12 protein-coding genes are annotated in these 12,563 nt (G+C 71.5%); 8 read left to right on the top strand and 4 right to left on the bottom strand.

Features of this window, described 5'->3' with window-relative positions:
- A complete protein-coding gene (locus VD659_RS12825) occupies positions 1–783 on the bottom strand; it encodes an SDR family oxidoreductase (protein WP_423261460.1) in 783 nt (260 codons plus the stop codon).
- Between the two features lie 175 nt (positions 784–958).
- On the opposite strand from VD659_RS12825, the gene VD659_RS12820 reads away from it, so the two are divergent.
- From VD659_RS12820 to VD659_RS12800, 5 genes are all read left to right on the top strand, one after another.
- Positions 959–2,284 carry a bifunctional o-acetylhomoserine/o-acetylserine sulfhydrylase gene (locus VD659_RS12820; RefSeq protein ID WP_423261459.1) on the top strand — a complete coding sequence of 442 codons (1,326 nt, stop codon included), beginning with the start codon at positions 959–961 and terminating at the stop codon, positions 2,282–2,284.
- Between the two features lie 77 nt (positions 2,285–2,361).
- The gene (metX, locus tag VD659_RS12815; RefSeq protein WP_423261458.1) at positions 2,362–3,567 is read left to right on the top strand and encodes a homoserine O-acetyltransferase MetX; all 1,206 of its coding nucleotides are present in this window, start codon (positions 2,362–2,364) and stop codon (positions 3,565–3,567) included.
- 213 nt (positions 3,568–3,780) lie between these two features.
- The gene (locus VD659_RS12810) at positions 3,781–4,944 is read left to right on the top strand and encodes a sensor histidine kinase (RefSeq protein WP_423261457.1); all 1,164 of its coding nucleotides are present in this window, start codon (positions 3,781–3,783) and stop codon (positions 4,942–4,944) included.
- Positions 4,941–6,212 carry a hypothetical protein gene (locus tag VD659_RS12805; protein ID WP_423261456.1) on the top strand — a complete coding sequence of 424 codons (1,272 nt, stop codon included), beginning with the start codon at positions 4,941–4,943 and terminating at the stop codon, positions 6,210–6,212. The genes VD659_RS12810 and VD659_RS12805 overlap by 4 nt, the downstream gene beginning before the upstream one ends.
- A 22-nt stretch (positions 6,213–6,234) precedes the next feature.
- On the top strand, positions 6,235–6,942 hold the full coding sequence (locus VD659_RS12800) for a response regulator (protein ID WP_423261455.1): 708 nt from the start codon (positions 6,235–6,237) through the stop codon (positions 6,940–6,942).
- Between the two features lie 11 nt (positions 6,943–6,953).
- On the opposite strand, the gene VD659_RS12795 is transcribed toward VD659_RS12800, so the two are convergent.
- Positions 6,954–7,265: a thiamine-binding protein gene (locus tag VD659_RS12795; RefSeq protein ID WP_423261454.1), complete on the bottom strand. Its 312-nt coding sequence runs from the start codon at positions 7,263–7,265 to the stop codon at positions 6,954–6,956.
- The gene (locus VD659_RS12790) at positions 7,213–8,523 is read right to left on the bottom strand and encodes a glycosyltransferase 87 family protein (protein ID WP_423261453.1); all 1,311 of its coding nucleotides are present in this window, start codon (positions 8,521–8,523) and stop codon (positions 7,213–7,215) included. The genes VD659_RS12795 and VD659_RS12790 overlap by 53 nt, the downstream gene beginning before the upstream one ends.
- Positions 8,524–8,718: 195 nt before the next feature.
- On the opposite strand from VD659_RS12790, the gene VD659_RS12785 reads away from it, so the two are divergent.
- Complete coding sequence (locus VD659_RS12785; RefSeq protein WP_423261452.1) at positions 8,719–9,432, top strand: YceI family protein; 714 nt, start codon at positions 8,719–8,721, stop codon at positions 9,430–9,432.
- 37 nt (positions 9,433–9,469) lie between these two features.
- Here the strand turns inward: VD659_RS12785 and VD659_RS12780 are convergent, their stop codons facing one another.
- The gene (locus VD659_RS12780) at positions 9,470–10,378 is read right to left on the bottom strand and encodes an ADP-dependent NAD(P)H-hydrate dehydratase (protein ID WP_423261451.1); all 909 of its coding nucleotides are present in this window, start codon (positions 10,376–10,378) and stop codon (positions 9,470–9,472) included.
- A gap of 129 nt (positions 10,379–10,507) precedes the next feature.
- On the opposite strand from VD659_RS12780, the gene VD659_RS12775 reads away from it, so the two are divergent.
- Both VD659_RS12775 and VD659_RS12770 read left to right on the top strand, forming a co-directional pair.
- A complete protein-coding gene (locus VD659_RS12775; protein ID WP_423261450.1) occupies positions 10,508–11,611 on the top strand; it encodes an NADH:flavin oxidoreductase/NADH oxidase in 1,104 nt (367 codons plus the stop codon).
- Between the two features lie 71 nt (positions 11,612–11,682).
- Positions 11,683–12,354 carry a hypothetical protein gene (locus VD659_RS12770; protein WP_423261720.1) on the top strand — a complete coding sequence of 224 codons (672 nt, stop codon included), beginning with the start codon at positions 11,683–11,685 and terminating at the stop codon, positions 12,352–12,354.
- Positions 12,355–12,563 lie beyond the last annotated feature (209 nt).

The raw sequence follows: 12,563 nt of genomic DNA, 5'->3' as shown, positions 1-12,563 counted from the left end.
CTACTCGGTCTCGGGGGAACGCACCACGAGCGGGCCGCGCGCCACCTTGTACACCGAGGACTGCGCCACGGGCTTGATCACCACGAGGTCCAGGCTCACGTGCGGCGGCATGCCGAGCATCGCCACGATCGTGGCGGCCACGTCGTCGGCGGAGAGCGGATCGGGCACGTTCTCGTAGACCGAGTCGGCACGGCCCGCGTCGCCGCGGAAGCGGTTGAGCGAGAACTCCTCGGTCTTCACCATGCCCGGCGCGATCTCGAGCACGCGGATCGGCTCACCGCTCAGCTCCAGACGCAGCACCTCGATCATCGAGTGCACCGCGAACTTGGCCGCGTTGTAGCCGCCGCCGCCCTCGTAGGAGTAGTGCCCGGCGGTCGAGGAGACGGTGAGGATGTCGGCGGAACCGCCGGGCTCGACCGAGGCGCGGAGCAGCGGCAGCAGCGCGCTCGTCACCCGCTTCACGGCGAGCACGTTGATGTCGTACATCCACTGCCAGTCGTCGATCGAGCCGTGCTCGACCGTGTCGAGGCCCATGGCGCCGCCCGCATTGTTCACGAGGGCGCTGACCCCGCCGCTGCGGGCGAGGAAGTCATGGAGCGCGTCGACGTCGGCCTGCTTCGTGAGGTCGGCGGCGAACACCTCCGCCCCGGTCTCGGCTGCGAGCTCCGCGAGGCGGTCGGCCCGGCGGGCGACGCCCACCACGCTCCAGCCCTGCTCCCGGAGGGCGCGCACCGTCGCCGCCCCGATTCCCGAACTCGCCCCTGTCACAACCGCGCGCTTCATCCGCTGCCCTTCACGACCGGGACCATCCCGGTCCCTTCCGTCCTCCAACGGTAACGGGCCGCGAGGGGTGCTCGAGACCGCCCTGTTACGCCCCGTGTCCGCCTCGATTGACCGCGGAGACGGCGCTCTCTACTCTTCCAAACAGTCCAATCCCCCGAGTTTCAGGAAGAAGTCCATGAGCGAGAACGCCGCGAACTGGAAGTTCGAGACCAAGCAGATCCACTCCGGCGCACAGCCCGACCCCACCACCAACGCGCGGGCCACGCCGATCTACCAGACCACCTCCTACGTGTTCAACAACGCCGACCACGCGAAGAACCTCTTCGCGCTGGCCGAGTTCGGCAACATCTACACCCGCATCCACAACCCCACGCAGGACGTCGTCGAGCAGCGCGTCGCCGCGCTCGAAGGCGGAACAGCAGCGCTGCTGGTCGCCTCGGGGCAGGCCGCCGAGACCTTCGCCGTCCTCAACATCGCCGAGGCCGGCGACCACATCGTGTCGTCGTCGTCGATCTACGGCGGAACCTACAACCTCTTCAAGTACACCCTCGCGAAGCTCGGCATCGAGACCACCTTCGTGGAGAACCAGGACGACGCCGAGGAGTGGCGCCGCGCGGTGCGCCCGAACACGAAGCTCTTCTTCGCCGAGACCATCGGAAACCCGAAGATCAACATCCTCGACATCGGTCTCGTCTCCGAGGTCGCGCACGAGGCCGGCGTGCCGCTCATCGTCGACAACACGATCGCGACCCCGTACCTCATCCGTCCCTTCGAGCACGGCGCCGACATCGTGGTGCACTCGGCCACGAAGTTCCTCGGCGGCCACGGCACGGTCATCGGCGGCATCATCGTCGACGGCGGGAAGTTCGAGTGGTCGAAGAACGTCGAGAAGTTCCCCGGACTCACCGAGCCCGACCCCTCGTACCACGGGGTGAGCTACACGGGCGCCCTGGGCGACCCGATCGCCTACATCATCAAGGCGCGCGTGCAGCTGCTTCGCGACCTCGGTGCGGCGATCGCCCCGGCCAGCGCCTGGCAGCTCATCCAGGGCATCGAGACGCTGTCGCTGCGCATCGAGCGCCACGTGCAGAACGCGCAGGAGATCGCCGAGTGGCTCGACAACCACGAGGACGTCGCCACGGTGTACTACGCCGGCCTGCCGTCGAGCCCCTGGTACGGAGCCGCCAACAAGTACGCGCCCAAGGGCGTCGGCGCCGTGCTGAGCTTCGAGCTCAAGGGCGGCGTGGATGCCGGTCGCACCTTCGTGGAGAGCCTGTCGCTGTTCAGCCACCTGGCGAACATCGGCGACGTGCGCTCGCTCGTCATCCACCCGGCCTCGACCACGCACTCGCAGCTCACCCCCGAGCAGCAGCTGACCGCGGGCGTCACCCCCGGTCTCGTGCGTCTCTCCGTGGGCCTCGAGAACATCGACGACCTGAAGGCCGACCTCGAGCAGGGTCTCGCGGCGGCGCGCGACACCGTGAAGGCGAACGCGGTCTAATCTGCCGGGTCGTCGAGAAGGGCCTGTTGCGTAACATTCACGCAGCAGGCCCTTCGTTCGTCCACAATGGAGGAACGATGGATTGGCAGACGAATGAGGACACGGTTCCGAGCGGGTTCATCACCGAGGCGCAGATCCGCTCTGTGCTCGGCAAGCCGCCGGCCTCCGGGGCCTGGCGCGAGGGCGACCCGGTGGGGCGGCGGCGCTTCGCGGACATCGGCGACTTCGCCTTCGAGAGCGGCCAGGTGCTGCCCAAGGTGCGCTTCGCCTACGAGACCTACGGAACCCTCTCCCCCGCCCGCGACAACGCGATCCTGGTGCTGCACGCCCTCACCGGCGACAGCAACCTGAACCACCCGGCCGAGCCCGGGCATCCGACCGACGGCTGGTGGCCCGGCCTCGTCGGCCCGGGCCTGCCGATCGACACCGACCGCTGGTTCGTGGTGGCCCCGAACATGCTCGGCGGCTGCCAGGGCACGACGGGGCCGTCCTCCACCGCCCCCGACGGGCTCGAGTGGGGCCCGCGCTTCCCCTTCACCACCATCGCCGACCAGGTGCGGGCCGAGCACGAGCTCACCGAGCGTCTCGGCATCGAGCGCTGGTTCGCCGTGATCGGCGGCTCGATGGGCGGCATGCAGGCCCTGGAATGGGCGGTCGCCTACCCGGATGCGGTCGAGCGGCTCGCCGTGATCGCCGCGCCGGCCCTGAGCTCGGCCGACCAGATCGCGCTGAACTCGGTGCAGGTGCAGGCCATCCGGGCCGATCCGCTGTTCCACGGCGGCGACTACTACGACGCCCCCGACGGCGAGGGCCCGCACCAGGGACTCGCGCTCGCCCGGCGCATGGCACTGCTGAACTACCGCAGCCCCTCCGAGCTCAACGACCGCTTCCAGCGCAGCTGGCAGAGCGGCATCAGCCCGCTCGGCGGCGGCGGGCGCTTCGCCGTGGAGTCCTACCTCGACTTCCACGGCAACAAGTTCACCCGGCGCTTCGACGCGAACACCTACATCACGCTCGTGGAGGCCATGAACTCCCACGACATCGGCCGCGGCCGGGCCGGCGTGGTGTCCGCGCTCGAGTCGGTGACCGCGCGCAGCCTCGTCGTCGGCATCGACAGCGACCGCCTGTTCCCGGTGGCCGACCAGGAGTTCATCGCGGCGCACCTGCCCGACACGCTCGACGGCACGGATCCGGTGGTCATCGAGTCGAAGTTCGGCCACGACGGGTTCCTGATCGAATTCGACATCGTGGGCCGCGAGATCGCGCGGCTGCTGGCGGAGTGACGCGCCGGACCACGAGCCGCGGAGACCGACCGCTTAAAGAAGTGCGGCCGGGGAACCGCCTTGCCAACGGTTCCCCGGCCAATTCCCCCCAGGTCTGATCCCAGGCTAGCGACAGCTGTCGACCTCCACCCGCCCCAGTTCAGGGGACACGATGCGCCTGTATCATTCTCCTGTGCATCCGCTCCGGAGTCCCGCCCCCGCCGGACGTCGTTGATGCCCCGTTCCGCGCGGGAGCGCCGCAAGCTCCTCGGCCGCTCCGCCCGCAACCTCGGCACCACCTTCACCACCGCCTCGATCGTCTGCATCGCCGTACCGAACCTCGGGCATCCGGAGCGCTACCTGCCGAGCCTCGTGCTGATGGCGCTCACCATCGTCGCCTTCTACTTCGTGGGCGAATCGCGATCCTGGCCCTGGGCGGCGGCCACCTACCTCCTGGCCCTCTCGGCGATCGGCGCGTTCCTGCTGCCGGGCACCGAACCGCCGAACGTCGAGACCGCGAACGGCATCGTGCTCTTCGCGTCGACGGCGTTCCCCTCGCTCATCGCCGCCGTGGTCGCCTCCACCCGCACGGGCTGGCTGGTCGTCGCCGCCTACCTCCCGGTGCTCGTGCTCACCGTGCTCGTGACCTGGGGCGTCGGACACTCGGTGCTCGTCGTGCTGTCGCTGCTGGTGGGCTGGCTCTCGCTCTTCGTGGCGGCCGCCTGGCTCGCGGCCAGCCTCGACCGGGCGTTCAGCGGCATGGAGCGCCTCGGCCGCGCCCACGCGCTCGAACGGCAGGCGAGCGAGCTCGAGGCGCAGCGCCGGCACGGGGCCCGCCTGCTGCACGACACGGTGCTCGCCACCCTCACCCTGCTCGCGCACTCCGGCATCGGGGTGAACCCCGACGCCCTGCGCAACCAGGCCGGGGAAGACGCGCGCCTGCTGCGCCAGCTGCGGCTCGGGGGAACGCCGATGCCCCGCTCCTCGGGCGGCTACACGCTCGAGCCGGTGGAGACGAGCGACCTCGGTCACACCCTCGAGTCGGTGAAGCAGCGCTTCGGCCGCATGGGCCTGCACGTGGCCTGGCACGGCGCGGGCCAGATCCTGTTGCCGAGCCACGTTCTCGACGCCTTCCTGCTCTCGCTCTCCGAGTGCCTCGAGAACGTGCGACGCCACGCAGGCGTCGGCTCCGCCGACGTCACGATCACCGAGGACGACACCACCGTGCGGGCCATGGTCACCGACTCCGGCGTGGGTTTCGATCTCGAGGCCGTCGACGTGGGCCGGCTGGGCCTGGCCGAATCGGTGATCGCGCGCATCCGCGACGTGGGCGGCAAGGTGCGCCTGTTCTCGGCGCCGGGCTCCGGCACCACGGTCGTGCTCGAGGTGCCCAAGTGAGCGCCCCCGGCCCGGGCCGCGGCCGCGCTCGCGCCACGGCCCCCGACGACGGGATGCTCACCCAGCTCGTGCGCGCGCGGCGGATCGGCCCGCGCGCCGCCGACGCCGTGCGCATGGACATCGAGCGTGACTCCCGTCTCGGCGTGGGCTACCTCGGCATCGGCGCGGTCATCGTGGGCGTCATCATGCTCGGCCGCGGGATCATCGCGCTGGCCTGGCTCTGGCCCGCCACGGGCATCCGGCCCTTCTCGGTTCTGGGCTGGGGGCTCGTGCTCGCCGCGTTCGCCGCCGCCGTGCTGCTCTCGCGGCGCAACCGTGGAATGCTGCCCCGCTGGGCCTTCGCCGCCCTCCTGGTGGTCGACGCCGGCGCGCTCGCACTCGACTACGCGGCGATCGCCTCAGCGGGCGCACCCGCCGAGCAGCTGACCGTCGGCATCGGTGTGGGCGCAACGCTGCTGGCCTGCGTGACCTTCCGGCCGATGGCGAACATCGTGATCGCCACGATCGGCCTCACCGCGCTCTCGCTCGCGGCGCTCGTCGTATACACCCTGCTCCAGCCCGGCCCGCCCGCCTTCGGGGTGTCGCAACTGGCCCTCACCGTGGTGCCGGTCTATGCGGGCATCGCCGTGGTGCGCGCCTTCGGCCAGCTCGTGCAGCGCGAGCTCGACCGCACGGTCGCCGAGAGCACCATCAGCGCCCCACGCTACGGCCTCGGCATCCTCGCCTCCTCCGAGCTCGCCCGTCTCGACCTCGCTGCCGAGGAGCTGCTGCAGGATGTCGCCAGCGGACGCTCGGCGCTCCCCCTCGACCGCGAGCTCGCGACGACCGCGTCGACCCTCGCCACCGACCTGCGCCGGATGCTCGTGGCCGGCCGCCGCGAGACCTGGCTGCACCATGCCATCAGCGAGTCGGAGTACCTCGCGCCGGCCGTCACCCTGAACGACCCCGACGGGCTCGCCGGCTACCTCGACCCGCCCAAGCGCGACGGCCTGCTCTCGGCCATCTGGCTCGTCATCGACGAGTCTGGCCGCTCGAACCCCACCATCGAGCTGACCATCGGACGCCCGGGTGCCACGAGCCGCCCTGCGCCAGACGATAGTATGGTGCTCCCGATAGCCATCTCGGTCGGCGGAATCACCCGCCGCCGCATCGATCCGGCTGTCTGGTCGGCCCTCGCCCGAGTCGGACCGTACTCGGTCGACGCCCGTACGGGTCGGCTGCGAGTCAGAGTCGACGCCCATGTTGTGGTTCCGGACGCCTCGCGGTGAGCCGGACGGAAGGAGACCCCCGGTGACCATCAGCCGCGAACCGATCCGCCTGGCGATCGTCGACGACCATCGCATGCTGCTCGGCGCACTGACCGAATGGATCCGCGGGGCTGCCGACGACATCTCCATGGTGGCCGCGGTCACCACCTGGCCCGATCTGCTCACGCACCCGGAGTTCCCGGTCGACGTGGTGCTGCTCGACCTCGATCTCAAAGACAACCTGCCGGTTTCGGTGAAGTTGCGGGCGCTCAAGTCGGCGGGCGTCAAGACCGTGCTGATGAGCACCTACTCCGAGCCGGTCGTGGTCCGCGAGGCCATCGCCGCCGGCGCCCTCGGCTACCTGGTGAAGAGCGAGGAGGCCGACATGATCGTGGAGGCCATCCGTGCCGCCTCCGCCGGCGACAGCTTCATCTCGACCGAGCTCGACCTCGCGCTCGCCGCCGACGATCTCGACTCCGCGCCGCGCCTCAGCGCGCAGGAACGCCGCGTGATGGCGCTCTACGGGGGCGGCGAGCCGGTGAAGCAGGTGGCGAAGGCCCTCGACATCTCGGAGGAGACGGCGAAGTCCTACCTCAAGCGCATCCGCGAGAAGTACCGCCTGGTGGGCATCGACGTGGGCACCAAGGTGGCGCTGCGCAAGCGCGCCATCCAGGACGGCCTGCTCCCCCGCGACGAGTACCGCGCGAACCAGTCGGCCGAGGAGTTCGAAGACGACGTGCTGCCCGGCTGAGCCGGCGGCAGCTACTCGTCGCGCTCCTGGAGCGCCTTCTCGAGGCGCTCGACCTTTCCGGTCAACTCGCCGCTGTGCCCGGGTCGGATGTCGGCCTTCAGCACGAGCGAGACGCGCGGGCCGAACGCCGCCACCGCATCCGTCGCGCGCTTGATGACGTCGAACACCTCGTCCCACTCGCCCTCGAGGGTGGTGAACATCGCGTCGGTGTGGTTGGGGAGCCCGGAGGCGCGCACCACCGCGACGGCGGCGGCCACGGCGTCGTGAACGCTAGCGTCCGGCGACGGTCCGCCGGAAGGAGCCACGGAAAATGCCACCAGCATCGCTCTGCACCTCTTTCGTCGTGTTCCTACTCTTCCACAGCATCACCACGGCCATCACGAGCAGCGTGACCGTGAGCAGATTGCGCACGGTGAGCACCGTCAGCAGCACCGGGTCGAGACCGATCACCCAGTCGTAGGCGATCGGGTAGATGATCTGCGTGAGACCGCCCATCACGAACGCCACGATGGCGGGCACGAAGAACCGCCGGCCCTGGGTGGCGATGCCGAGGATGATCGGGGCGGAGAGCCACACCATGAACTGGGGCGACCCCACCTTGTTGAACACGATCAGCGCGGTCACCAGGGCGAGCGCGAGCGGGGGCAGCACGACGGTCGCGGATGCGCCGGAGCGCACCACGAGGAAGGCGAGAACCAGGATGGCCGCGACGGCCACCACGAGCAGCGGCGTCATGAGCTTGGCCGCGACGCCCGAGCCGGGTCCGGCGACCTCGAAGGTGATGATCTGGCTGTCGAAGAACACCTGCGAGCGGTCTCCCGCGAAGGCGAGCCACATCCAGAGCGTCGAGGCGGGCGACTCCACCTGCATGCCGCGGCCGTTCTGCTCGCTGATGAAGCTGAAGACATTGAGCCCGGAGCCGAACGCGAAGGCGACGAGGGCCACTCCGACGAGCGTCACGACGGCGCCCACGGCCACGCGGAAGCGCCGGCGCACCGCGATGACCGCGGCGGCGACGATGGCCGCGGGCCAGACCTTCACCCAGGTGGCGAGGGCGAGCAGAACGCCGGCCAGGGCCGGGCGGGTGCTCACGACGAGCAGGCCCGCGATCACGAGGTCGACGGTGAAGATGTCGATGCGGCCGAGCGAGACGGGACCGAGCAGCAGCAGGAAGCCGAGCCACCACCAGGCCGCGGTGATGCGGCGGGAGGTCTCGGTGGCGTAGTCCACGACGGCGGGGTCGACGGCTTCGTCGGCGGCGCTGCCCTGCGCGGCCGCCACCGGGCGCACGCGGGTGATGAGGTAGGCGAAGATGGCGGCGTCGGCGAGGGTGACCATGATCATCCAGCCCACCCCGTAGAGGCCGGGGCCCAGCACCATCGAAGCCAGCATCGGCAGGAAGGCGAGGATGGGATACACCCACGGGCCGTCGATGCCCAGGCGGAAGCCGTCGAGCGACTGCTGCACCCAGGGGAGGTACACCCCGGTCACGTCTCCGAAGGGTTCGTTGGGATTGTAGAGGCCGTCGTAGCCGAGCCACAGGTGTGTCGCGAGGAACGCGCACCAGAGGACGGCTGGCATGGCCGCGAATCGTCGTACGCGTATCAGCACGTCCGTCATCCTATTCTGCGCTGTCTGAGTGTGCCGTGACCGGCGACTCAGGTGTCGCTCCGCCCACTCCCAGCCACCGACCACTTTCGCTTGCTTGACTGTAGCGCGAGCGCGCCGCTCACCCCCAGCCTCTCCCTCCCCGACCCGCCATCCCGGAAGCCGCCTGTGTACAAGACCCTCAAGATCGCCGTCGTGCTGCTCGCCGGCGCGGTCGCGGTGGGCACCGTGGCGGTCGTGGCGATGCCGATCCTGGGGCGCAATCTGGCGCTCGACCCCACCGCCTCGTTGCGGCAGGTGGTTCCCACCGTCTACGACGCCCCGGCGGACGCCTCGGCCGGTCAGGCCGGCGGCTCCGCCACCTCGTGGCAGATCGCGAGCGGCTCGACCGTGGGCTACCGCCTGCCGACCCTCGGCGATTCGGCGCTGAGCGGGCACACCTCCCAGCTCAGCGGGCTCATCGTGCGTGCCGGCTCGGAGCTCACCGACGCCGAGTTCATGGTCGACCTCGCAACACTCGTGAGTGACGACAGCCGGCAGGACGACCTGTTGCGCACCCTCGTGCTCGCGGGCGGCAACACCACGGCGACCTTCGTGCTGACCTCCCCCGTGCAGCTGTCGCCGGCACCGGCCGGTTCGGCCGATCCGGAGGACATCCCCGCTCAGACGGTGCCGATCACCGGCGCATTGAGCCTGCGCGGGGTCACGAACGAGGTGGATGCCGAGGTGCAGGTGCATTTCGACCGGTCGAGCGGGCACATGACGGGCAGCATCCCGGTCGACCTGGCCTCCTACGGCATCGCAGTGCCGAGCATCGGGGTGGTCGGCTTCTCGGGCACGGCGTACATCGTGGTCGACATCGTCGCCACGCCCAGCGACTGAGCCCGCCGCGCATCCGTCGCCGCGACGGCGGCTCGCTTCAGTGCGCCACGCCTCCGGCCAGGCGCGCCACGATGCGGGGCACCGCTTCGGCGATGTCTAGCGCCGCGATGGGGCCTCCGTCGGCGGCGCGGTCCGCCGCCCAGGCGTGCACGTAGGCGCCGGTCGCGGCGAGGGACACCAGGAGCGCGGGATCGTCGCGGATGCCGTCGGCGTGCGTGGCGAGCAGCGCCCCCACCACGCCCCCGAGCACGTCGCCCGAGCCCGCCGTGGCGGCCCAGCTCGAGGGCGCCTCGACGCGCGCGGCGATCCGTCCTCCGCCGTCGGCCCGGCCCAGCCGGAGCGGGGCGCAGACGTGCGTGACCCGGCCCTTGAGCAGAACGACGTGACCCGTCGCATCCGCCGCCACCGCGGCCCAGCGCCGGGGGTCGGCGTTCACCGCAGCCCGGTCGACCTCGACCCCGGCGGCGGAGAGCAGGGTCACGAGCTCGCCGGCATGCGGAGTCAGAACGGCGGGCGCAGTGACGGCGCCCACGAGGTCGAGGGCGCCGGCGTCGACGACGAGCGGTTCACCGCCGGCCAGGGCGGCTTCGAGCAGGGCCTTCGCCTCGTCGGTGCGGCGTGCGGGATCCATGCCGGAACCGAGGAGCCAGGCCTGCACCCGGCCCGGAGCGGTGACGACCTCGGGGCGGGCGCGCAGCACGAGCTCGGCGGGATGCCGTGGGCCGAGGTACCGCACCATGCCCAGCCCCGTGCGCACGGCCGCCTCGACACCGAGCACCGCGGCGCCCGGGTATTCGATGGAGCCCGTCACCACGCCGAGCACGCCCCGGGCGTACTTGTCGTCGGCCGCCCGCGGCACCGCGATGCACTGGGCGGCGGCGAGCTCGTTCCAGTCGCGCCAGTCGACGCGCTCCTCGTCGGCTCCGGAGTCGGGGTGGGGGCTCATGGCTCCACGATAGGCCGGTTGCCCGCACGACGGAGGCCCGGGGCCCTGTCCTCGGCGGAGCGGGGTGCGCGCCGGGGCATAATCGAAGAGGCGGCATCGATCGCCGCAGCCCCTCTCGAAAGGCCCTCCGTGCCCGCATCTGCGCTCTTCACGCCCCTGTCGCTGCGAGCGGTGACCTTCCGCAACCGCCTGTGGGTGGCGCCGATGTGCCAGTACTCCGCCGAGGAACGCGACGGGATGCCCGGCGACTGGCACTTCGCCCACCTCGCCTCGTTCGCCGTCGGCGGCGCCGGACTGGTACTGACCGAGGCCACGGCCGTCTCGCCGGAGGGCCGCATCGCGCCACAGGACCTCGGCATCTGGAACGACGCGCAGCGCGACGCCTTCTCCCGCATCACGGCGTTCCTCACCGCGCAGGGGGCCGTGCCGGGCATCCAGCTGGCCCACGCCGGCCGCAAAGCCTCGACCTTCCGGCCGTGGAACCCCGAGCGGGGCAGTGTTCCGGCGGCCGAGGGCGGCTGGCCGACGGTGGCGCCCTCCCCGGTGGCCTTCGGGGACTACGCCGTGCCCGAGGCCTTGAGCCTGGACGGCATCGCCGGCGTCGTGCGCGACTTCGCGGCCGCGGCCCGCCGCGCGGTCGACGCCGGCTTCGCCGTGGTCGAGATCCACGCCGCCCACGGCTATCTGCTGCACCAGTTCCTCTCCCCGCTCTCGAACCTGCGCGACGACGCCTACGGCGGCTCGCTCGAGAACCGTGCGCGCCTGCTGCTGGAGGTGGTGGCCGCCGTGCGCACCGAGCTCGGCGAGGACCTGCCGCTGTTCGTGCGCTTCTCGGCGAGCGACTGGACCGAGGGCGGATGGGACGAGCAGCAGACCGCCGTCGTGGCCGGGTGGGCCCAGGATGCCGGAGCCGACTTCTTCGACATCTCGAGCGGCGGCAACGTGGCCGGCGCCCCCATCCCGGTCGGTCCGCTGTACCAGGTGCCGTTCGCGGCCTCGGTGAAGCACTCCGCGGGCGTCGCCGTCTCGGCGGTCGGTCTCATCACGACACCCGCCGAGGCCGCGGACGTCGTGGACTCGGGGCAGGCCGACGCGGTGATGCTCGCCCGCGAGCTGCTGCGCGACCCGCACTTCCCGCTCCGGGCGGCCTACGAGCTCGGGGTCGACATCGACTACTGGCCGTCGCAGTACGAGCGGGCGCGCCCGTCGTCGGGCTCGGGCCGGGCCTGGTAGGCGCCGGAACTCATAGCCGATGCGAGTGCCTGCGCAAGGCTCCGCACAGGCGGGTCGTCCATCCTCGGCCCATGAACGAATCCGACCCCACCCGCCCTCAGAACGAGACCCCGACCACCCCGCAGCCGGCAGCGCAGCCGGCCGCCGCGGATCCGGCCGCGCAGACCGCCGCCACCGTGCCGATCGCACCGCCCACGCCGGTCCCCGCGCCGCAGCCCGGGCCGTCCTCGGCGACCGGCTACTACGCCCAGCCCGATCCGAACGCTCCGCCCGTGTGGGTGCCCGCTCCGGCCGGCGCCGGAGCCGTCCCCGCCGGGCCGGACGTGTCCGCGCCGCCGGTGTGGGTGGCCACCCCCGCCGGAGCCGTTCCCGGCCCCACCGTCCCGGGCGCCGTGCCGCCCGCTCCCCCGCGTCCGCCGCGCGCACGCCGGGGCCTCGGCGGCTGGGCCATCACCGGCATCGCCGCGGGAGCCGTCGTCATCGCCCTCGTGCTCTTCGGCGGCGGGCTCGCGACCGGCCTCGGCATCGCTGCGTTCGGCGGCGACGCAGGTGGCCCGAGCTCGAGCGAGACGCGCGGCTTCCCCGGAGACGGCCAGACCGGCCGCGGCCAGAGGATCCCCGGCCAGAGCATCCCCGGCCAGAGCATCCCCGGCCAGGACGGCACGGGACCTGGCGGCGGAACCATCCCCCAGCAGGGCACGGCCCCCGACCAGAGTCAGCAGGACGGCGGCACCGCCGGCTGACGAGCATCCCCGTCCGCCGACGCGCGAGGTCGCGCGATGTGCTCCCCCGACTGAGGGCGGGAGCACATCGCCTACGAGCTCCTCGATGATGTCCTCGAGGAACAGCACGCCCTTCGTCTGCCCCGACTCGGTGAAGGTGCGGGCGAGGTGCCCGCCCGAGCGGCGCATCGACGCCAGCGCGTCTTCGAGGTCGGTCTTCTCGAAGATAG

It is taken from the genome of Herbiconiux sp. 11R-BC (assembly GCF_049472555.1).
Taxonomy (GTDB): Bacteria; Actinomycetota; Actinomycetes; order Actinomycetales; family Microbacteriaceae; genus Herbiconiux.
Note: the sequence above shows the minus strand (reverse complement) of the source record. Positions and strands in the feature narration are given on the sequence as shown.

Bases quoted from the DNA above. Each gene is read 5' to 3' on its own strand.
- VD659_RS12825 (WP_423261460.1), bottom strand. From the start codon at position 783: ATGAAGCGCGCGGTTGTGACAGGGGCGAGTTCGGGAATCGGGGCGGCG.
- VD659_RS12820 (WP_423261459.1), top strand. From the start codon at position 959: ATGAGCGAGAACGCCGCGAACTGGAAGTTCGAGACCAAGCAGATCCAC.
- metX (WP_423261458.1), top strand. From the start codon at position 2,362: ATGGATTGGCAGACGAATGAGGACACGGTTCCGAGCGGGTTCATCACC.
- VD659_RS12810 (WP_423261457.1), top strand. From the start codon at position 3,781: ATGCCCCGTTCCGCGCGGGAGCGCCGCAAGCTCCTCGGCCGCTCCGCC.
- VD659_RS12795 (WP_423261454.1), bottom strand. From the start codon at position 7,265: ATGCTGGTGGCATTTTCCGTGGCTCCTTCCGGCGGACCGTCGCCGGAC.
- VD659_RS12790 (WP_423261453.1), bottom strand. From the start codon at position 8,523: ATGCCAGCCGTCCTCTGGTGCGCGTTCCTCGCGACACACCTGTGGCTC.
- VD659_RS12780 (WP_423261451.1), bottom strand. From the start codon at position 10,378: ATGAGCCCCCACCCCGACTCCGGAGCCGACGAGGAGCGCGTCGACTGG.
- VD659_RS12770 (WP_423261720.1), top strand. From the start codon at position 11,683: ATGAACGAATCCGACCCCACCCGCCCTCAGAACGAGACCCCGACCACC.